This window comes from Micromonospora sp. CNZ309, assembly GCF_002846525.1.
In genome coordinates, this window is record NZ_PJNG01000001.1 from 7255057 (window position 1) to 7274739 (window position 19683).

Annotated in this window: 19 protein-coding genes; 9 read left to right on the forward strand and 10 right to left on the reverse strand. The window is 74.6% G+C overall.

Annotated features, from left to right (window positions below; all coding sequences use genetic code 11):
* Nucleotides 1-4: 4 nt before the first annotated feature.
* The gene (locus CLT72_RS31355) at nucleotides 5-1330 is read right to left on the reverse strand and encodes an ABC transporter substrate-binding protein (RefSeq protein WP_101414823.1); all 1326 of its coding nucleotides are present in this window, start codon (nucleotides 1328-1330) and stop codon (nucleotides 5-7) included.
* A 273-nt stretch (nucleotides 1331-1603) separates the two neighbouring features.
* On the opposite strand from CLT72_RS31355, the gene CLT72_RS31360 reads away from it, so the two are divergent.
* The 3 genes from CLT72_RS31360 (at nucleotide 1604) to CLT72_RS31370 (ending at nucleotide 5758) form a co-directional block, all read left to right on the forward strand.
* Nucleotides 1604-3610, forward strand: a complete 2007-nt coding sequence (locus tag CLT72_RS31360; protein ID WP_101414824.1) for a beta-galactosidase — start codon at nucleotides 1604-1606, stop codon at nucleotides 3608-3610.
* Nucleotides 3611-3632: 22 nt separating this feature from the next.
* On the forward strand, nucleotides 3633-4409 hold the full coding sequence (locus tag CLT72_RS31365; protein ID WP_101414825.1) for a DeoR/GlpR family DNA-binding transcription regulator: 777 nt from the start codon (nucleotides 3633-3635) through the stop codon (nucleotides 4407-4409).
* Between the two features lie 395 nt (nucleotides 4410-4804).
* Nucleotides 4805-5758 carry a sporulation protein gene (locus CLT72_RS31370; protein WP_101414826.1) on the forward strand — a complete coding sequence of 318 codons (954 nt, stop codon included), beginning with the start codon at nucleotides 4805-4807 and terminating at the stop codon, nucleotides 5756-5758.
* Between the two features lie 80 nt (nucleotides 5759-5838).
* Here CLT72_RS31370 and CLT72_RS31375 read toward each other — a convergent pair whose 3' ends face one another.
* Nucleotides 5839-6228 (reverse strand): hypothetical protein, encoded by a 390-nt coding sequence (locus tag CLT72_RS31375; protein ID WP_089001274.1) that lies wholly within the window; start codon nucleotides 6226-6228, stop codon nucleotides 5839-5841.
* A gap of 352 nt (nucleotides 6229-6580) precedes the next feature.
* Between CLT72_RS31375 and CLT72_RS31385 the strand changes: the two genes are divergently transcribed.
* Nucleotides 6581-6988, forward strand: coding sequence for a hypothetical protein (locus CLT72_RS31385; protein WP_101415484.1), 408 nt, complete (start codon nucleotides 6581-6583; stop codon nucleotides 6986-6988).
* A gap of 149 nt (nucleotides 6989-7137) precedes the next feature.
* Here the strand turns inward: CLT72_RS31385 and CLT72_RS31390 are convergent, their stop codons facing one another.
* Complete coding sequence (locus CLT72_RS31390; RefSeq protein WP_101414827.1) at nucleotides 7138-9444, reverse strand: ATP-binding domain-containing protein; 2307 nt, start codon at nucleotides 9442-9444, stop codon at nucleotides 7138-7140.
* A gap of 171 nt (nucleotides 9445-9615) precedes the next feature.
* Nucleotides 9616-10728 (reverse strand): sigma-E factor regulatory protein RseB domain-containing protein, encoded by a 1113-nt coding sequence (locus tag CLT72_RS31395; RefSeq protein WP_101414828.1) that lies wholly within the window; start codon nucleotides 10726-10728, stop codon nucleotides 9616-9618.
* Nucleotides 10729-10824: 96 nt separating this feature from the next.
* Here CLT72_RS31395 and CLT72_RS31400 point away from each other — a divergent pair, with 96 nt between their 5' ends.
* Together CLT72_RS31400 and CLT72_RS31405 are read left to right on the forward strand one after the other, a co-directional pair.
* Nucleotides 10825-11481 carry a response regulator transcription factor gene (locus CLT72_RS31400; protein WP_089001271.1) on the forward strand — a complete coding sequence of 219 codons (657 nt, stop codon included), beginning with the start codon at nucleotides 10825-10827 and terminating at the stop codon, nucleotides 11479-11481.
* A 53-nt stretch (nucleotides 11482-11534) separates the two neighbouring features.
* Nucleotides 11535-12935 (forward strand): sensor histidine kinase, encoded by a 1401-nt coding sequence (locus tag CLT72_RS31405; protein ID WP_101415485.1) that lies wholly within the window; start codon nucleotides 11535-11537, stop codon nucleotides 12933-12935.
* Nucleotides 12936-13092: 157 nt separating this feature from the next.
* Here CLT72_RS31405 and CLT72_RS31410 read toward each other — a convergent pair whose 3' ends face one another.
* Together CLT72_RS31410 and CLT72_RS31415 are read right to left on the reverse strand one after the other, a co-directional pair.
* Nucleotides 13093-14679, reverse strand: coding sequence for a tetratricopeptide repeat protein (locus CLT72_RS31410; protein ID WP_101414829.1), 1587 nt, complete (start codon nucleotides 14677-14679; stop codon nucleotides 13093-13095).
* Between the two features lie 57 nt (nucleotides 14680-14736).
* Nucleotides 14737-15198, reverse strand: coding sequence for a MarR family winged helix-turn-helix transcriptional regulator (locus CLT72_RS31415; RefSeq protein WP_101414830.1), 462 nt, complete (start codon nucleotides 15196-15198; stop codon nucleotides 14737-14739).
* Between the two features lie 50 nt (nucleotides 15199-15248).
* Here CLT72_RS31415 and CLT72_RS31420 point away from each other — a divergent pair, with 50 nt between their 5' ends.
* Together CLT72_RS31420 and CLT72_RS31425 are read left to right on the forward strand one after the other, a co-directional pair.
* Entirely contained in the window at nucleotides 15249-15770 is a 522-nt protein-coding gene (locus CLT72_RS31420; RefSeq protein ID WP_101414831.1) for a VOC family protein, read from the forward strand.
* Nucleotides 15771-15949: 179 nt separating this feature from the next.
* Nucleotides 15950-16840 (forward strand): hypothetical protein, encoded by an 891-nt coding sequence (locus CLT72_RS31425; protein WP_101414832.1) that lies wholly within the window; start codon nucleotides 15950-15952, stop codon nucleotides 16838-16840.
* 56 nt (nucleotides 16841-16896) lie between these two features.
* Here CLT72_RS31425 and CLT72_RS31430 read toward each other — a convergent pair whose 3' ends face one another.
* The gene (locus CLT72_RS31430; RefSeq protein ID WP_007075522.1) at nucleotides 16897-17076 is read right to left on the reverse strand and encodes a DUF4236 domain-containing protein; all 180 of its coding nucleotides are present in this window, start codon (nucleotides 17074-17076) and stop codon (nucleotides 16897-16899) included.
* A 325-nt stretch (nucleotides 17077-17401) separates the two neighbouring features.
* On the opposite strand from CLT72_RS31430, the gene CLT72_RS31435 reads away from it, so the two are divergent.
* Nucleotides 17402-17974 carry a flavin reductase family protein gene (locus CLT72_RS31435; RefSeq protein WP_358165152.1) on the forward strand — a complete coding sequence of 191 codons (573 nt, stop codon included), beginning with the start codon at nucleotides 17402-17404 and terminating at the stop codon, nucleotides 17972-17974.
* A 94-nt stretch (nucleotides 17975-18068) separates the two neighbouring features.
* On the opposite strand, the gene CLT72_RS31440 is transcribed toward CLT72_RS31435, so the two are convergent.
* From CLT72_RS31440 to CLT72_RS31450, 3 genes are all read right to left on the reverse strand, one after another.
* Nucleotides 18069-18581 (reverse strand): GNAT family N-acetyltransferase, encoded by a 513-nt coding sequence (locus CLT72_RS31440; RefSeq protein WP_101414834.1) that lies wholly within the window; start codon nucleotides 18579-18581, stop codon nucleotides 18069-18071.
* On the reverse strand, nucleotides 18581-19036 hold the full coding sequence (locus tag CLT72_RS31445; protein ID WP_089001265.1) for an RrF2 family transcriptional regulator: 456 nt from the start codon (nucleotides 19034-19036) through the stop codon (nucleotides 18581-18583). The genes CLT72_RS31440 and CLT72_RS31445 overlap by 1 nt, the downstream gene beginning before the upstream one ends.
* Nucleotides 19037-19043: 7 nt before the next feature.
* Nucleotides 19044-19683 (reverse strand): helix-turn-helix domain-containing protein (locus tag CLT72_RS31450; RefSeq protein ID WP_101415486.1); only part of this gene is annotated, 640 nt, incomplete at its 5' end.

Here is a 19683-nt window from a genome sequence, read left to right on the forward strand (position 1 = left end):
GCCGTCAGTCGGTGAAGATCGACTTTTTCTGCTTCTCGATGCTGGACGTCAGCCCGTCGATGTCCTTCGGGTCCTTGATGAACTGCTGGAGCGCCGGGATGATCACCGTCGAGGCGAAGTCCGGGCGGGTGTCGCGGTCCAGGAACTGGGCGATCTCGGTGGCCGAGCCGACCAGCTCGGCGGCCTTCTTCTGCAGGGCGCTGTAGCCGCTGGTGTCGGCCTCGCCGTTGGCGACGAGCGTGCTCGGGTCGTTCTTGACGGTGATGTCCGCGGCGGCCTTCGAGCCGACGTACTCCAGCAGCTTCCTGGCGTTGGCCTCCTGCTTCGGCTTGCGGGCCATCATGTAGCCGTCGATGGGCGCGTCCAGGGCCCTGGCCCCGATCGCCGGGTCGATCTCGGGGAAGGTGAAGAAGTCGAGGTCGGCAAGGTCGTCGCCGTCGAACTGCTGGCCGACGAAGAGGCCGAGCAGGTACATGCCGCTCTTCTTCTGCTGCAACGACTGGGCGGCCTCCTGCCAGGTCCGGCCGAGGCTGTCGGGCTGGTGCAGGGGCAGCAGGCCGCGCCAGGTGTCGAAGACCTTCTTCACCTTCTCGGAGGTCCAGGACTCCTTGCCGGCCATCAGGTCGATGTGGAACTGGTAGCCGTTGATCCGCAGGTTGAGGATGTCGAAGGTGCCCATCGCCGGCCAGCCGTCCTTGTCGGCGAAGGCGATCGGCGTGAGGCCGTCCTTCTTCATCTCGCCGGCGAGCGCGGTCAGGTCGTCGAGGGTCTTCGGCACCTGGTAGCCGTTCTGCTGCCAGACCGACCTGCGGTAGAAGACGGCCCACGGGTAGTACGACGACGGCACGAAGTACTGCTTGCCGTCGTCCCCGGTCGACGCCTTGCGGAACGCGTCGGACATCCCGGAGAGCCTGCCCCAGACGTCGCTGAGGTCCCCGGCGAGGCCCCGGGCGGCGAAGAACCGCATCCGGTAGCCGGCGAACCACATGAACACGTCGTCCGGCTTGCCCTGGAGATAGTTGTTGATGTTCTCCTGGAACGTGTTGTGGTCGACGGTGTTGACCGCGACCTGGAGGCCGGACGAGGTCTGGAACCCGTCCACGACCTTCGCGACCACCTCCTTGGGCTTCGGGTCGGACTGGTTGGAGCCCAGCGACACCGTCTTGGCGTCGGCGCCGCCGGAGTCGGAACCGCAGCCGGCGAGCAGGCCCGTGCCGAGCAGCGCGGTGCTGCCGGCGGCGCCGGCCAGCAGCGAACGACGGTTGAGGCCGGCCACGGAGGGGGGTACGAGCCGGGCGAGGTACTCGGCTCGGGTGCGGGGACGGGACATGGTGCCTCCTGCGGATGAAGAGGAGTGCCCGAGGGCCGTCGGTGGCGGTGCCCCGGCAACCGTGATCACACATCCGGATCCATCGCGAATCCACATTGGCGAACACGAATTGCCAGTGGCGCCTCAAGCTACTCGTCCTCCGGGCGCTGTCAAGAGGGCGGCGGGAGCCCACCAATCCGGCCGCGACAAGGGCATTGGGAGGTAAACGTTGTAAAGATGATCGATGTTGGAACGTGTTGACTTGGCCGGCTCCGCCGGGCACGCTCTGCGTTCATGCGGCGATGGCAGGGCGACGACATGTGGTTCGGCGCCGACTACAACCCCGAGCAGTGGCCCGAGTCGACCTGGGCCGAGGACGTCGAGCTGATGCGCCGCGCCGGCGTCAACCTGGTGTCGGTGGGCATCTTCTCCTGGGCGCTGCTGGAGCCCGCCCCCGGCGCGTACGAGTTCGGCTGGCTCGACCGCGTGCTCGACGTGCTGCACGGCGGCGGGATCTCCGTCGACCTCGCCACCGCCACCGCGAGCCCGCCCCCGTGGCTGGCCCACCGGCACCCGGAGACGCTGCCCCGGCGTGCCGACGGCGCGATCCTCTGGCCCGGCGGACGGCAGGCGTACTGCCCCAGCTCGCCGGTGTTCCGGCAGCGGTCGCTGGCCCTGGTCGAGGCCCTCGCCACCCGGTACGCCGAGCACCCCGCCGTCGTCATGTGGCACGTCTCCAACGAGCTGGGCTGCCACAACGTGCACTGCTACTGCGACGTCAGCGCCGAGGCGTTCCGCCGCTGGCTGCGCGAGCGCCACGGCGACCTGGACGGGCTCAACGACGCCTGGGGCACCGCCTTCTGGAGCCAGCGCTACGGCGACTGGGCCGAGATCAACCCGCCGCGCACCGCGCCGACCTTCGCCAATCCCACCCAGCAGCTGGACTTCCTGCGCTTCTCCTCCGACGAGCAGCGCGCCCAACTGCGCGCCGAAGCCGAGGTGCTGCGCGGGCTGGTGCGCCAGCCGGTCACCACGAACTTCATGGTCGGCACCGGCATCAAGCACCTCGACTACCACTCGTGGGCGTCCGACGTGGACCTGGTCGCCAACGACCACTACCTCACCGCCGCCGACCCGCGCGCCCACGTCGACCTCGCCCTCGCGGCCGACCACACCCGGGGCGTCGCCGGCGGCGCGCCGTGGCTGCTCATGGAGCACTCCACCAGCGCCGTCAACTGGCAGCCGCGCAACGTCGCCAAGGCACCCGGCCAGTTGCGGCGCAACAGCCTGGCGCACGTGGCGCGCGGCGCGGACGGGGTGCTCTTCTTCCAGTGGCGGGCCTCCCGCGCCGGGGCGGAGAAGTTCCACTCCGCGCTGCTGCCGCACGCCGGCCCGGAGACCAAGGTGTTCCGCGAGGTGTGCCGGCTCGGCGCGGACCTGCGGGCCCTCGCCGAGGTGCGCGGCAGCCGGGTCGACGCCGAGGTGGCGATCCTGTTCGACTACGAGGCGTGGTGGGGCGCCGAGCTGGACTCGCACCCCACCGTCGACGTCACGTACGCCGACCGCCTCGGCGCGCTGCACGACGCGCTGTGGCGGGCCGGGATCACCGCCGACGTCGTGCACCCGTCGGCCGACCTCGCCCGTTACCGGCTGGTGCTCGTCCCGACCCTCTACCTGGTACGCGACGCGCACGCCGCCGCGCTGCGCGCGTACGTCGAGGCGGGCGGCACCGCCCTGGTGACGTACTTCAGCGGCATCGTCGACGACCACGACCACATCCGCCTCGGCGGCTACCCGGGGGCGTTCCGGGAGCTGCTGGGCGTACGCGTCGAGGAGTTCTTCCCGCTGCGGGCGGGGGAGCGGGTCACCCTCGACGACGGCTCCGCCGCCGACGTGTGGACGGAGTGGCTGCACCCCGAGGGCGCGCAGGTGCTCGCCGCGTACGCCGACGGGCCCCTGCCGGGCGTGCCGGCGTTGACCCGGCATGCCGTCGGCGCGGGCGCGGCCTGGTACGTCGGCACCCGGCTGGACGCGGCGGCGACCGACCGGCTGGTCGCCCGGCTGGTGGCCGAGGCGGGCGTACGCCCGGCGGCGCAGGCCCCCGCCGAGGTGGAGGTGGTCCGACGGCGTGCCGGCGGGCGCAGCTGGCTCTTCGTGATCAACCACACCGACGCCGACGCCCGGCTCGACGCGACCGGCGTGGAGCTGCTGACCGGGGCACCCTGCGCCGGCCACCTGGTCGTGCCGGCCGGCGAGGTGGCCGTGGTCCGCGAGGAACCGGCCGCCGGCGCGGCCCGGTGACGGCGCGAAGGAGGACTTCCGGATGCTGGCCCGACAACGGCAGACCGCGATCCTCGACCTGATCCGGCAGCACGGCGGCGTGCGGGTCAGCCACCTCGTCAGCCGGTTCGGCGTCTCCGACATGACGATCCGGCGTGACCTGGAGGTGCTGGCCGAGCTGGGGCTGGTCGACAAGGTCCACGGCGGCGCGACCCTGCCCGGCCCCGGCTCCGCCGAGGAGCCCGGCTTCGCCGCGAAGTCGGTCCGCCAGCAGGCCGAGAAGCGGGCCATCGCCGAGCGGGCCGCCGCCCTCGTCGAGCCCGGCATGGCCGTCGCGCTCTCCGCCGGCACCACGACCGCCGCGCTGGCCACCCTGCTCGCCGACGTACGCGGCCTGACCGTGGTGACCAACTCGATCCCCGTCGCCGACGCCCTGCACCAGCACCCCCGCGCCGACCGGACGGTCGTGCTGACCGGCGGCATCCGTACCCCGTCGGACGCCCTCACCGGCCCGGTGGCCGAGGCGGCGATCGGCTCCCTCAACGTCGACGTGCTCTTCCTCGGCGTGCACGGCATGAGCCCGCGTACGGGGTTCACCACACCGAACCTGCTGGAGGCCGGGACGAACCGGTGCCTGATCGAGGCGTCGCGGCGCCTGGTGGTGCTGGCCGACCACACCAAGTGGGAGACCGTCGGGATGGCCACCATCGCCCCGCTCTCCGCGGCCGACCTGCTCGTCACCGACGCGGGCCTGCCCCCGGAGGCGCGCGCTCAGCTCGCCGACCAGGTGGGGGAGCTGGTCGTCGTCGAGGGCGGCTGACCGGTGCCTACCGCCCCCCGTACGGGGGCGTGACCCTCAGCCCGTGGAGCCCGGCGTGGGCCGGACACGCCTGCGCCACCGGTGGCCATGAGCCACAGTCCCACCCACGCCCACTGCCAGCCGCGTGGCCGGGAGAACCTGTCCGGCGGGTCGGAGACGGCGACGAGGACGGCGGCTGCGGCGCAGACGACGACGAACAGCGGTGCCCCGACGCGCCAGGTGGCCTCCCACAGCGACATGAGCCGATCATCGCGTACCGCCGCCGTCGATCCACGCGATCTCTCCACGTCGGACGGCGGGCCTTCACAGGCACTTCACAGCGCCCACGGATAGGGTCCCGGGAAGTCAGCGACCGGCTCCAGGGTGGAGCGCGGTGTCTTTGCACGGGAGTTCCGATGGTCTTCAAGAAGATGTTGAGCGCGTTCGGCGTGGGCGGGCCGAGCGTCGACACCGTCCTGACCAACCCGAACACCCGGCCCGGCCTGACCCTCGAGGGGCAGGTGAACCTGCTCGGCGGCGACGCGCCGGCCAACATCGAGCAGGTCGTCGTCGGCCTGGTCACCCGGGTCGAGATCGAGGGCCACGACACGGAGTACGCCGGTGTCATGGAGTTCCACCGGCTGCCGGTCAGCGGCCCGCTCCAGCTCGCCGCGAAGCAGCAGCTCGCCATTCCGTTCCAGCTCCCGATGCCGTGGGAGACCCCGATCACCGACGTCTACGGTCAGCGGCTGCGCGGCATGACGATGGGCCTGCGTACCGAGCTGGCCATCGCCCGGGCGGTGGACAAGGGTGACCTGGACCAGGTCAACGTGCACCCGCTGCCGGTGCACGAGCGGATCCTGGAGGCGTTCCAGCGGCTCGGCTTCCGGTTCAAGCACGCCGACCTGGAGCGCGGCCACATCCGGGGCACGCAGCAGACGCTGCCGTTCTACCAGGAGATCGAGTTCTTCGCCTCGCCCCAGTACGCGAGCACCATCAACGAGGTCGAGCTGACCTTCGTGACCAGCCCGCACGGTGTCGAGGTCATCCTCGAGTGCGACAAGCGCGGCGGGTTCCTCACCCCGGGTCACGACGCGTTCGGTCACTACCGGGTCGCGCACACCGACGCCGACGGGACGGACTGGGTCCAGGTGGTCGACGGCTGGCTGCGGGAGACGACGTCCCGCTACGGCAGCCTGCGCGGCGCGCACGGCTTCGGCGGGCACGGGCACGGTCACGGCCGGGGCGTCGGCATGGGCGGCGTCGTCGCCGGCGCCGCGGTGGGAGCCGTCGGCGGCATGATCGTGGGTGACATGATCGGCGATGCCTTCGAGGGCGACGGCGAGGACTTCGGCGGCTTCGAGGAGTAGGACCACACACGACGGTGGCCCCCGGGACGACAGTCCCGGGGGCCACTGCGGTGCCGTGGTGCGCGGCTACGCGGTGCCGGTCAGTGCCGGGCCTTGCGCTCCTCGCCGCTGCGCCAGTTGCTGCCGGCCTTGGCCAGACCACGGCTACCCAGGTACCCGATGGTCAGCAGCGTGATCATGAACCAGGCGTTGTCGGCCCGGAAGATGTCCACCCCGGCCGAGTTCCGGCCGACCAGCTGCGAGGCGGCCAGCACGCCGATCACGGCCGCGATGTAGACCCAGAACTCGGTCGTCCGCAGCGACGGCTTGGTCTCCGTGCCGGGCGCCTGCATGGCCTCCCGGTGCCCGTCGTGCATCATCGGCATCGGACGGGTGGGCGTCTCCTGCATGGCCCTGTCCTGCATCGCCCGGTTGGGCATGTCCTGCGTCGGCCGGTTCATCGGCCTGGTGGAAGCAGCCTGCGTGCTCATCTTGTCCTCCTCAGGATGCGATGAGTCGTACCTGCGTTCCCTCGCCCCGCTACCGCGTGTCGGCCACGGCACGGTTCGCGTTCATGGCGGGGGCACCCGCCGTCTACCCGAGCCGTGGGGGCCAGTAACCCCCACGGCTGCCCGAATAGCCGACCACCCCTGCCCTGCCCCCGCGCCCCGGAGGCCGGCGTCGATCATGCGGTGGTGATGGGAGGCAAAACGCCCGAACGGGCATCTGACCGGCACCACGACTGCATGATCGACCGAGGTGTGGGGTGGGGCGTCGGGGCGGGTTTGCCGGGCCGGCCCTCGGGCACGCAATCCGCACCGACACTTCTGCGAGGTGATGGACGTGCGTGAGGACGACATGCGACAGGAAGCCGCCCGGCAGGCCGAGGACCGGATCGCCGGCGGCGTGTACGGCGAGGGCGCCCTCGACGAGGTGACCGTGCCCCGCACCGACGTGCAGCGGGTCATCCAGGACGAGGACCCGGACGACCCCGCCCACGTCCCGATCGACCCGGAGGTGCTGCGGGACGGCGGACCCACCCGAGGGCAGGGCGCGGTCACCACGACCGGCGGCACCGCGGGCCCGGCCAGCGTGCGCCGGGTGGCGCGGCAGCCGGAGCGGCACCCCGGCAAGGTGGCCCCGACCACCACGGGCGACGCCACCACCGGCGGCCTGAGTACCCCGGCGGGCGGCTCCACCAGCGACCAGTCCGGCCCCGCCAGCCAGGTCGGCGACTTCACCCCGGACTGACAGGCCCACCCGCCGCCCTTCCCCGCCCCCTCCGCCATGACCCACCGGGTCGATCATGGGGTCGGCGGCAGCTGTAGATATCGACACCGCCGCCAACCTCATGATCATCGGCGTCCGGAGGCGGGCGTGGTGGGAGGCGGGCGTGTGGGTCAGGTGGGGCGGACGATGCCGAGGCGTTGGGTGGCGCGGGTGAGGGCGACGTAGAGGTCGCTGCGACCCCGGGGCGACTCCGCCACGATGCGGTCGGGATCGACCAGGAGGACCGAGTCGAACTCGAGCCCCTTGGCCTGGCCGACGGTGAGCACCACCACGCGGCTCTCCAGCGCCGGGTCCTCGCCGATGGCGGCCTCGGGCACGGCGGCGGTGAGCGCGCCCCCCAGCTCGTCGACCCGCCCGGCCGGCACGATGACCCCGAGCCGGCCGTCGTCCAAACCGGCCGCCTCCCGGGTGGCGGCGGCGACCAGCTCCGCCGCCAGGCGCTCCGCCGGCACCGCCCGGTCCCACGGCGGCACCCCGCTGGAGCGTACGGAGCGGGGCGGGCGCAGCGCCGGGTCGATCTCGGCGAGCACCTCGGCGGCGACCGCCATGATCTCGGCCGGGGTGCGGTAGCTGACGGTCAGCTCCTCCAGCCGCCAGCGCTGCGCCACGTACGGCTCCAGCGCGTCGGCCCAGGACGGGGTGCCGGCCAGCGCGCCGGTCTGCGCCACGTCGCCGACGATGGTCATCGAGCGGCTCGGGCAGCGGCGCATCAGCAGTCGCCAGGCCATGGGCGACAGCTCCTGCGCCTCGTCGACGATCACGTGCCCGAACGCCCAGCGCCGGTCGGCCGCGGCCCGCTGGGCGGTGGTCAGCCGGTCGGCCTCCTCCTGCCGTTCGAGCAGCCGGTCGGCGTCGAGCAGGTCGGTGACGCCGAGGATCTCACCGCCGTCGGCCTCGTCCTCGACGTCGATGGAGCGGGAGCCCCGGGCGATCTCCAGTACGCCTTCGGCGTACTCCCGTTGCAGGCTCCGGATCCGTTCCCGGCGGGCGGCGGCGGCCCGCTCGTCCTCGCCGAGCAACTCGGCCGCCTCGTCGAGCAGCGGCACGTCGGCCGGCGTCCAGCCGCCCGGCTCGCGGTGCAGCATGGCCCGCTCGGCGTCGCTGAGCATGGGCGCGGCGGTGGCGATCCGGTCGGTGCTGGCGTACAGGTCGGCGAGCAGGCGCTGCGGGGTGAGCACCGGCCAGAGCTGGTCCAGCGCGGCGCGTACCTCGGGCTCCTCGCGCAGCTCGCGGCGGATCTCGGCCACGTCGGCCTCGTCGAGCAGGTTCTCCCCGCCCAGCGGGTCCGCGCCGATGCGCTCGGCGACCTGGGCGGCGAGGGCGTGGACGATCTCGACGTCGAACAGCGCCCGGGCCAGGTTGTGGGGCCGCTCGGAGCGGCGTGCCCGGTCGCGGGCGGCGAGGACGGTCTCCGGGTCGAGCCGCAGTACCTCCTGCTGCGGCAGCTCGATCTCCAGCGGCTCGTCGGGCACCCACTGCCGGTCGCGGACGGCGGCGGCAAGCACCTCGACCATGACGGCCCGGCCCTTGAGCGCGGCGGTCGTGGCCGGCTCCGCCCGGCGGGCGCTGACGCCCGGGAAGAGGTCGCTCTGCGTACGCAGCAGCACGCCGGTCTCGGCCAGCGCGGGGAGCACCTGGGAGATGTAGCGCAGGAACGTGGCGTTCGGGCCGACGAGGAGCACGCCGCGGGTGGAGAGCTGCTCGCGGTGGGTGTAGAGCAGGTACGCCGCGCGGTGCAGCGCGACGGCGGTCTTGCCGGTGCCGGGGCCACCCTGCACGACCAGTACGCCCGGCAGGTCGGCGCGGATGATGCGGTCCTGCTCGGCCTGGATGGTCTCGACGATGTCGCGCATCCGGCCGGTGCGCCCGGCGTTGAGCGCGGCGAGCAGCGACGCCTCGCCGGTCAGCTCCTCGTGGGCGGTGGGGGAGGCGGTGGCGAGGTCCAGCACCTCGTCGTTGAGCGCGGTCACCTTGCGCTCGCGGGTGCGCAGGTGCCGGCGGCGGCGTACGCCCTGGGGGTTGGCCGCGGTGGCGAGGTAGAAGGCGCGGGCGGCCGGGGCGCGCCAGTCCATCAGCAGCGGGTCGTAGTCGCCGCCGGTGTCGAAGATCCCGATGCGGCCGATGTAGTGGGGGCCGCCGTCGTCGGTGTCGAGCCGGCCGAAGCAGAGGCCGCTCTCCACCGAGGAGAACTGCTCGACCTGGTCGGCGTACATCCGCACCGCGCTGTCGCGCTGGGAGCGGGCCTGGAGGGTGCCGCCGGTCGCCCGCAGCTCGTCGGTCAGCCGGCGGGAGGCCTGCTCACGCAGCTCGTCCAGCCGGCGATAGAGCATCGAGACGTATTCCTGTTCGCGGCCGATCTCGTCATCGGGCTGCAATTCGGCGGAATCGGCGGAATGCCTTGACAAGCCGTCTCCCATTTGGTTAGCATCTCTCTCGGAACGGCTATTTAAGCCGTTCTTTTTTGTTGCCTGAACTGAGAAAGATACCGTGCGCCGGTCGCCTCGACCAAGCGCGCCGGGCCACACCACGACTCGTCCCGCACAGACAGCGGGGGCCCGCCGCGTGACGGGCCCCCGGACTGCCGATCCTCAGCCCTTCGCCACCTCGTAGAGCCGCTCCGGCGTCACGGCGCCGGCGATGAGTCGGCCGTCGTCGGTGAGCAGCGCGCTGAACACCTTCCCCGTCAGCAGCCGGCCACTGCCCCAGTCGCCGCTGACCTTCGGCAGCGCGCCGAGCAGCGCCGCCGGGTCGCCGGTCGGTCCGTTCCCGGCGCGACCGCCGGTGGTGGGTCGGTCCGCGGGCGCGCCGGCGCCGTCGAGCCGCGCGACCACCACCGTGGTCCAGCTCTCGCCGACCGTACGCACGTCCGGCCGCTCGCCGTCCGCGCGCCGCTTCCCGGGGGCGTCGGCGGGCTGCCTGCCGGCGGTCTCCTCGGTCACCTTCACGCCGGGCGGCGGGTTGAAGGTGAACTGGTCGGCGTCGGGCCGGGCGTACGACACCTGGGTGAAGGCCATCTCGAAGGCCGGCTTGTCGCTGCCGTCGGCGAAGACCTCGAAGCGCAGCGGCACGTGCTGCCGCGCGTCGATGGCGATGCGCACCTGGTGCACCAGCGAGGCGGCGTCGCGCGGGGCGAGCACCAGCTCGTACGCGTCGCGGCCGGCGACCGTGGCGGAGCGGCCGACGCTCACCTCGGTGCTCGGGCCGATCGCCGCGAGGGCCCGGTCGGCTGCCTCACCGGGGGTGACCGGCAGCTCCGGCGTCTGGGCCCCGGCGGTGCCCTCGGGCAGGGTGCGGTGGGTGGCGGTGTTGGACCGGCTGTTCCAGGCCCACACGTCCCGGCCGTTGCGCACGATGTCGTGCTCGCCGAGCGTGTCCACCAGGGCGACGCGCTGCCGGTCGGGCCCGGAGTGCCAGACCCGCAGGGTGTGCGTGCCGGTCAGCAGGCCGGTCAGGCCGTCGCCGCCGACGAGGCCGGCCAGCGGCGGCAGGCCCAGGTCGGCACGCTGCACGACGGTGCCGGAGAGCCCCTCCAGCCGGGAGGTCTGCAGGTCGACCAGGAGTTGGGCGGCGGTACGCGGTGGCAGGCTCGGCTCAGCCTGGGCGGCGAACGTGCCGAGCGCGGCGCCGCCGCCGATGACGGTCGCGACGGCGGTCACCGGGACCAGCCAGCGCAGGACGGGACGGCTCTTCAGGACGGACATGTGACACCTCCTGCCGGACATCCTGCCTCCTCGACGCTGTGAGGGCGCTGAGGACGGCCGTACGACCCCGGGCGCCCGGGTGGCACCCTTGGAGGCGTGCGGTTGCTGGTGGTGGAGGACGAGTCGCGGCTGGCGTCCGCCCTGCAACGGGGGTTGCAGGCCGAGGGGTTCGCGGTGGACGTGGCGGCAACCGGCCCGGAGGGGCTCGACGCGGCACGCCACGGCGGGTACGACGCGATGGTCCTCGACGTGATGCTGCCCGGCCTCTCCGGCTACGAGCTGGTACGCCGGCTGCGCGCCGAGGAGCACTGGCTGCCGGTGCTCATGCTCTCGGCCAAGGACGGCGAGTACGACCAGGCCGACGGGCTGGACTGCGGGGCCGACGACTACCTCACCAAGCCCTTCTCGTACGTCGTGCTGCTGGCCCGGCTGCGCGCCCTGTTGCGCCGGGGCGCCCCCGAACGCCCGACGGTGCTCGCGGTCGGCGACCTCCGGCTGGACCCGGCGCGGCGGCGGGTGACCCGCGCCGACGCCGAGGTCGCGCTGACCAGCCGCGAGTTCGCGCTGCTCGACTACCTCATGCGCCGCCCCGGCGAGGTGGTCTCCAAGACCGAACTGCTGGACCACGTCTGGGACGCCAGCGTCGAGACGGCGCCCAACGCGGTCGAGGTCTACGTCGGCTACCTGCGCCGCAAGATCGGCCGGGAGCGCCTGGAGACGGTCCGGGGCGCCGGCTACCGGCTCGCCCCGTGACGCGGGGGACGCGCGGGCGGCTGCGCGCCGGGCCCGGGCTGCGCGGGCGGCTGATGGCGGTCGGCGTACTCGGTGTGTCGGGGGGACTGGCCGTCGGCGGGCTCGTCCTGCTCGCCGTGCTGGGCTGGGCCCTGCAACGTGCCGTCGACACCGAGGCGTTCCGGACCGCCGACGCGGTCGCGCTGCTCGCCGCCGAGGAGGTCCTGCCCGATCCGCTGCCGGTGGCCGGCGGGCAGGTCCGGGTGCAGGTGATCGACGCCGCAGGCCGGGTGCGGGCCGCCTCCATCGACGCCGACCGACTGGTGCCGATGGTGTCGCCGGGCAGCCTCGACGCCGGCGTGCGGCAGCGGCTGACGGTGTCGGGGGAGCGGGTCGGCCTGACCGGGCCGGTGCGGGTGGTGGCCGTACCGGCGGGCACCGCCGCCGACCCGCGTACCGTCCTGGTGGCCCGGTCACTGGCGGACGTGCGGCACAGCGCGCACGTCGTACGGACCATCCTGCTGGTGAGCTTCCCGCTGCTGGTGGCGGTGCTCGCCGCCGTGGCCTGGCGGGTGGTCGGCGCGACCCTGCGCCCGGTGGAGGCGCTGCGCCGGGGCGCCGAGGAGATCACCGGGCGGGACGGGGGCGGGCGGCTGCCCGTACCGGCGTCGCGGGACGAGATCCACCGGCTCGCGGTGACGCTCAACGGGATGCTGGGCCGGCTGGAGTCCGCCCGGGACCGGCAACGGGCGTTCGTCGCGGACGCCGCGCACGAGCTGCGCAGCCCGCTGGCGAACATCCGTACCGAGCTGGAGGTCGCCCGGCGCCTCGCCGACCGGACGGACTGGACGGCGGTGTCGGCTAACCTGCTCGCCGACACCGAGCGCCTCGGGCGGCTCGTCGACGACCTGCTGCTGCTGGCCCGACTCGACGAGCGGCCGCCGGCGCGGGCCACGGGGCCCGTCGAGCTGGGGGCCCTGCTGGCGGCGGTGGCCGCCCGGTATCCGTCGCCGCCGGTGCGCCTCGACGCCCCGGCGGCGCCGCTGTGGACCGAGGGCGATCCCGACGAGCTGCGCCGCATCCTGACCAACCTGGTCGACAACGCCGTCCGGCACGCCCACGGCGAGGTGGTGCTGGCCGCCGGCCCGGGCGCCGGCGAGGCGGGCGGCGACGGCGGGACGGTCGGCGGGGGCGGCAGCGGCGTCGGGGCGTACCACCTGGTGACGGTGACCGACGACGGGCCGGGGATCCCGGCCGGGGACCGGGAGCGGGTTTTCGGCCGGTTCACCCGGCTCGACGACGCCCGCGCCCGCGACGACGGCGGCGCCGGCCTCGGCCTGGCCATCGTGCGCGAGCTGGTCCGCCGGGCCGGTGGCGGCATCGAGCTGACCGACGCCCACCCCGGTCGGACCGGCGGGCCGGGGCTGCGGGTACGGCTGCTGCTGCCGGCCCTGCCCGACCCGGAGCGACCCTGACGGACGGCGCCGCGCCGGGCGGGCCCGATCCGGACCATCCGGTACGCCTGCGATCGGCGTCGCCGCCCCCGGGACCCGCGACCGGCCGACTGCCGGGACGGACCGACTGCCGCGACGGACCGTCAGCCGGGACGCGGCCGTCAGCTCCGACGAACCGTCAGCCGCGACGGGTGCAGACCTGCTGCGCGCGGGCGATCGTGTCCGTCGACCACACGACCGCGACCGTGAAGCAGTAGTCGGTGCTGCGGTTCAGGCCATAGACGACGAAGGTCGTGGTGCCGGCGGGCAGGTTGGCGAAGGCCGTCTGCGCCTGGCCGACCCGGCCGCCCGAGATGACCACGGGACCCTCCCCGCCGGCCGGGTACGTCCAGCGCAGCGCCACGTTGTCCCGGTTGTCCCGCAGCGTGACGGCCCCCGGCGGGCTGCCGGGGGAGGCCGCTGCCCCGCTCGTCGGGCTGGCGGCGGGCGGGGCGCCCGTGCCGGTCGACCCGCCGGCGGGCGTGGAGGCCGGCGCGCCGGTCGCGGCCGGGGGCGCCGGATCGGGGGCGCCGTCCATCGCGGCCACCCCGGTGATCACCGCGACCGTGCCCAGCAGCACCACCGCGACGCCACCGACGGCGAGCGGCAGCAGCCGGTTGCCGCGCCGCGCCGGCGCGCGGTGCACCGGCACCGGCAGCAGCCGCGACGGCTGGTAGGGCTCCTCGGGCGTGTCGGGCCGGTGCACCCGGTGCACCCCGTCGGCCTCCTCGGTGGCGGCGCCACCGGCCAGGGGTACGACCGTCGGCGGCACGGCGCTGTCGGCCGGCCCGTCGTCGGCGTCGGGAGGCCACCAGCCGGGCGGCGGATCCTCCGTCGGCTGCCGGGGCGTCGGCACCGGGTGCGGCGGCGCGGCGTACGGGTCGGCGTGTGCCGCCGCGGCGTACGGGTCCGGCTCCGCCGGGCGGTAACCCGGCTGCGAGGGGTGCTGCGCCGTCGTCGGCCCGTCGCCCGGGGGCGGGGTACGCGCGGACGGCACGATCGGGCCGTCCCGGCCGACGGGTGCGGTGTCGGCGCAGACGTGGTCCGGGTTGGCCGCCGCCCGGGCCAGCCCCGCCACCTGCGCCGCCAGCGGATCGTCCGCCGGCAGGTGCTGGCGGCACAGCTCCCTGGCCAGCGCGAGGTTGTCGTGGGCCTCGGCGAACTGCCCGCAGTCGCGCTGCATCGCCCCGAGCCGCGCCAGCATCTTGATGCCGCTGGGGTGCCCGTCGCCGTAGACCTCGCGGTGCAGCTCCCAGGCGTCCTGCAAGCGGTCGCGGGCCACCTGGCACTGGCCGCGCGCGTACTCCACGGTGGCCAGGTCGGCGTGGGCGGCGAGCACCCGCAGCGACTCCGGCCCGTCGAGCGCGGTCAGCTCGATGATCACTTCCTGGTAGAGCCGGGCGGCGCGCGACCAGCTGCCGACCCGGTGCAGCACCGCCGCGAGGGTGGCCGCGGCGGCCACCGTGCGCTGGTCGGCGCGCCCGTGCAACCGGGTCGTGGCCGCGTACGCGAACGCGGCCCAGCCCCGGGCCGAGTGCGGCTCGCCGAGGGCGACCAGTACGCGGGCCTGGAGGCTGGCGGCCTCGGCCAGCTCGGGCGTGGCGTTGGCCGGACGCGGGTCGGCGTCGGTCAGCGCGTCGGCGAGCAGCCGCTGGGCGCCAGCGAGGTCGCCGGAGGACACCAGGTGGTGCGCCTGGTCAGTCAGATCACCGAAGCCGGAAGGCACGCCCCATCGTGCTCATCCGGCGACGGTAAGTACAAGACCCGAGGGGGAGTGTATTGGTCAAGAACCGGTCAGGTGTGCGGCGAGCGTCTCGCTGATCCGGCGCAACTGGTCCACCTGGGTGGGGGTCAGCGCGTCGAACAGGTGCCGGCGTACCCCCTCGACGTGGCCGGGCGCGGCGGCGGCGAGGGTGGCGAATCCCTCGTCGGTGAGGACCGCGATCTGCCCGCGCCGGTCGGTGGGGCACTCCTCGCGGCGGACCCAGCCCTCGGCCTCCAGCCGGGCCACGGCGTGGGAGAGCCGGCTGCGCGAGGAGCCGCTGACCTCGGCCAGTTCGCTCATCCGCAGCCGCCGCTGGGGTGCCTCGGAGAGCCGGACCAGGATCTCGTAGTAGGCGTGCGGCATCCCGGCGTCGCGTTGCAGCTCCCGGTCCAGCGCCTCCGTGAGCGCCCGGGAGGCGGTCAGGTACGCGCGCCAGGTGCGCTGCTCGTCGGGATCCAGCCAGCGGGTCATGACGCCCATCATACGGCATGTAGTTGAACGTTCAACGAAACCGCGCTAGCGTCGGTGGCATGGGAATCCACCGCCTCAACCACGCCGTGCTCTACGTCAGTGACCTCGCCCGCAGCGTCGACTTCTACCGCGACGTGCTGGGCTTCCGGCCGATCCCGATGACGCCGGACGGTTTCCGGGGCGCCGCCTTCCTCCAGGCGCCCGGCTCCACCAACGACCACGACCTCGGCCTGTTCGAGGTCGGCGCGGGCGCCGGACGCTCCACCGCCGGCCGCGGCACCGTGGGCCTCTACCACCTGGCCTGGGAGGTCGACACCCTCGACGAGCTGGACGCCACCGCGCAGCGGCTCGCCGCCGCCGGCGCGCTCGTCGGCGCGTCCGACCACGGCACCACCAAGAGCCTCTACGGCCAGGACCCGGACGGGCTGGAGTTCGAGATCGTCTGGCTGGTGCCGGCCGACCGGCTCGACGAGACCGCCCTGGCCGCGCGCAAGCGGATCGGCCGGCTCGACCTGGACGCCGAGCGGCGGCGCTACGGCGGCCAGACCCGGGGCGGCGTGGGCGTCTCCGTCCCGGCCTGACCCGCCCTGGGCGTTCGGCGGGGCCCGTCGGCAGCCGACACGGGACCCGGCGGGCCCGCCGGGGGTGCGGTGACGAGCCCCGGCCGGGCGTCGCGAAGGGTTCCGGCCGGGTGTCGCGACGCCCGCGCTGTCGGGGGAGCCGTGCCCCGGCCCGGGGCGGCGTGCGGTAGAACGGCAGCATGCCGACCGACGCCGTCCTGCGCGAGCTGCTCGTCCGACACCTGGAGACCTGGTTGCCGGGGGCGCTGCACCGCGCCCGCCGGGCCACCCTCGCCCTGGCGTACGCCGGTGGCGACGCCGGCTGCGCGGAGGCCGCGCTGCGGGTGGTCGCCGGACACGCCGACCGGCTGCGGGGCCGGCAGCTCACCGTGCTTGTGCTCGCCGACGGCACCGAGGAACTGCCGGCACGGCTCGGCGCCGTGGAGGCGCAACTGCCGGCAGGCGTCGCCGTGCACCTCGTGCCCGGCGGCCCGGCCCGGCTACCGGTCGCGGTGAAGGCGGCCGGCGCGGCCGGCGCGCCCCTGCTGTCCGTCGTGGACGACGACGCCGCCGATCCCGCCGTGCTGACCGCCGCGGCGGCCGGCAAGCCGGCGGACGTGCTGCTCGCCACCGCCGTCGGCACCCCGGCGCGGGCGGCCCTCGCCGACGCCGGTTTCCCGCTGACGAGCGAGGTGGAGCTGGTGACCGCCGACGGCGACCCGGCGCGGCTGTTCGCCTTCGCGACCGGGTCGGACAAGAGCTTGGAGGCGTTCAAGGATGCGCTCTGGGCGGGCGACGGCGCCTCCGGCGTGCGCTACCGGGACCCGGCGGGCGGGCTGCTCGACGTCGTCGAGGTCCCGGAGGCGGGCCCGCTGCGCGAGGAGTTGCTCGCCGAGCTGCGACGCTCGGGCCCGCGTACGGTCACCGAGCTGCGCCGGCACGCCCTCACCGCGACCGCCTACCGGTCCTCCGACGCCGTCCGCGCGCTGACCGGGCTGCTCGACGCGGGGGAGGCGACCCGCGAGCCGGAGCACGGCCGGCTCGGCGGCGACGTGGTCATCGCCGCCCACGGCGCCGCGACGGCCCCCTGACCCGACGCCGAGCGGGGTGCCGGTGGATCACCGGCACCCCGCTCGACCTCGGGACCTCACGCCCGGGACTTGTCCTGCTTCCAGGACAGCGGGCCCGGCAGGTCGACGCGGTGCGCCTTGGCCCGCGAGTTCCAGGACCAGCGACCGATCTTGATGCTCCAGGACGAGAATCCGTTCTCGGTGAAGTTCAGGATGATCGGGCCGTACTTCTTGCGCTTACGGAACATCAGACCCATCGCTCAAGCTCCCTTCGAATCCCTTCCCTGCCCTGTCGAAACCGAACGTTCCCGGATGACCGGATCGGGAAACCCGCTCCGTCCGGGGTGGAACGAACCCAGGGGCCGCCGGTAACCCCTACGCCGCCGGGCGCTGCGCGGCCCGGCCGCCGGGGTAGGGGTCGGCGCCGACGTCGACCGACGCCGATGCTGCCCTCGATAGGGGCATTGACCGGGGATGCGGCCGGCGGCAGCATGGGGCGATGACGCAGCGGGACGATCCTCTCCACGCGGCTCGCCCGCCCGTCGCCGCAGGGCTGCCCCACGTCCGCCCGGCGGTGGCGGCGTGACCACCGTGGAGTGGTCCCGGCCCGACGCGGCCGACCTGCTGCCGGTGGACCGGGACCTGTTCCGGGCGCTGCTGCGCCGGCAGGCCGCCACCGTCACCGTGGTCACCACCGCCGCCCCGGACGCCGCCGGGCCGACCCGCGCCGACGGTTCCGGCGAGCCCGCGCGGGCCGGCTTCACCGCCACGTCCTTCACGTCGGTGTCGCTGGACCCGCCGCTCGTCTCGTTCTGCCTCGGCACCGCCTCGTCGAGCTGGCCGGTGTTCGCCCGGGCCGAGCACGTCGCCGTGCACCTGCTCGGCGCCCAGCAGGGGGAGGCCGCCCGGGTCTTCGCCACCGGCGGGATCGACCGGTTCGCCGCCTATCCGCACTGGACGCCGGGGCCGTTCGACGTGCCGCTGCTGTCCGGCGTGCTGGCCCGGCTGCTCTGCCGCGTCGCGCACCGGGTGCCGGCCGGCGACCACACGCTCTTCGTGGCCGAGCCGCTCGCGCTCGGCGGCGGCGAGGACGGGGACCCGCTGGTCTACCACCGGGGTGGCTACACCACCACGGGCCCGCCGACGCGGGCGTGACCCGGCCGGTGCCCCGCCGGCACGTCGGCCGGCGGCACCGTCGTGCGGTCCACGGGATGGCGGCACGCGGCCGGTGGCGGGGACGGGCGGATCGTCAGGCGGTGGCGCGGTCGGCGACGAGCACGCGGGTGACGCTGCCGTCGTCCTCGGCGATGTCGCGCTCGTGGACGAAGCCGATCCTGCCCAGCAGCGCCAGCGAGGCGTAGTTGGCCTCGGCGACGGTCGCGTACACGCGGGGCAGGCCGAGGGTGCCGAAGCCGTGGCGGACCAGGGCCCGGGCCAGCTCCGTGCCGAGGCCCACGCCCCAGGCCGGCTTCGCCAACGCGTAGATGATCTCATGCCCGTCGACCTGGTCCGTCCGCTTGACCTCGGCGTGCCCGACGTAGCGGCCGTCGCGGCGTACCGCCCAGACGTCGAAGAGGTCATCGGCGTAGACCTTCGTGAACACCCGTCCGAAGAGGGCGCCGGCCTCCTCGGCGCTCAGCGGCCCGTCGCCCATGAACCGGCCGACCTCCGGGTCGGCGAGCAGGGCGACGAAGTCCTCGGCGTCGTCGGGCCGGTAGGGCTCCAGCAGCAGGCGCGCGGTGCGCAGGACGGGGGTGGGCATCAGCGTGGCTCCCAGGCGTCGGGCAACGCCGTCAACCTACGGACGTGGGCGGGCAGGCGGCCACTGACTATCTCCGCGAGGCTCACCTCGTCGACCACGCGCCGCACGGCGGCCCGTACCGCCACCCACAGCCCCGGCAGGTTCTCCGCCGCGCCCTCGTAGCTGGTCTCCTCCGGGCGCAGCCCGCGGACCCCGGCCAGCGGCCCCTCCACGGCGCGCAGCACCGCGCCGACGGTCACCTCGCGCGGCGGCCGGGCCAGCGTGTAGCCGCCCTCCGCGCCGCGCTGCGCCCGCACGACGCCGGCCCGCCGCAGGTCGGCCAGGACGGCCTCCAGGAACTTGCGGGGCATGTCCTGCTCCGCCGCGATGGCCTGGGTGGAGAGCAGCCGGGGGTACGCGGTGGCGAGGCTCAGCGCCGCCCGTACCGCGTAGTCGCCGCGCGCGGAGATCTGCACCCCGCCATCATGCCCCGCGCGGGCGGCCGGTCGCGTCGGCGGGCGGGCGGGGCCGCACGAGCGGCCCGGGTAGCGGCTGCTCGCGGGCCGCGCGGAAGGCACCCGGGCTCACCCCGACCTCGCGGGTGAAGAACCGGCCGAAGTTCGTCGGCTCGGAGAAGCCCAGCCGCCGGCCGATCCGGGCGATCGGCTCGTCGGTGGCCGCCAGCAGCCGGCTCGCCTGGAGGGCCACCCGCTCGTCGACCACCTGCTTGGCGCTGCGCCCGGTCACGGCCAGGCAGGCCCGGGTGAGCGTACGCACCGAGCAGCCCAGCCGGTCGGCGTAGTCCTCGACGCGGCGGGTGTGCTGGTAGCCGCGTTCGACCTCCCGGCAGAGCCGGTGGAACGTGGCCGCCTCCGCCCGCGTGGCCCGGGAGGCGCGCTCGGGCAGCAGCGACAGCCGCAGCAGCAGCACGGCGAGCTGGTGGCGGAGCAGGCCGCGCGCCGCCGCCACCCCCCGGTGCCGCTGGCAGTCGACCGCGAGCTGGCTGACCTCGTTGATGACCGCGTCCTCGTCCTCGCCGGCGAGCTGGAACCAGGACCCGACGGCGTCCGGGTCGACGTCGAGCCCGCGCAGCGCCGCCGGGTCCCAGCGCACCACCGTCGCG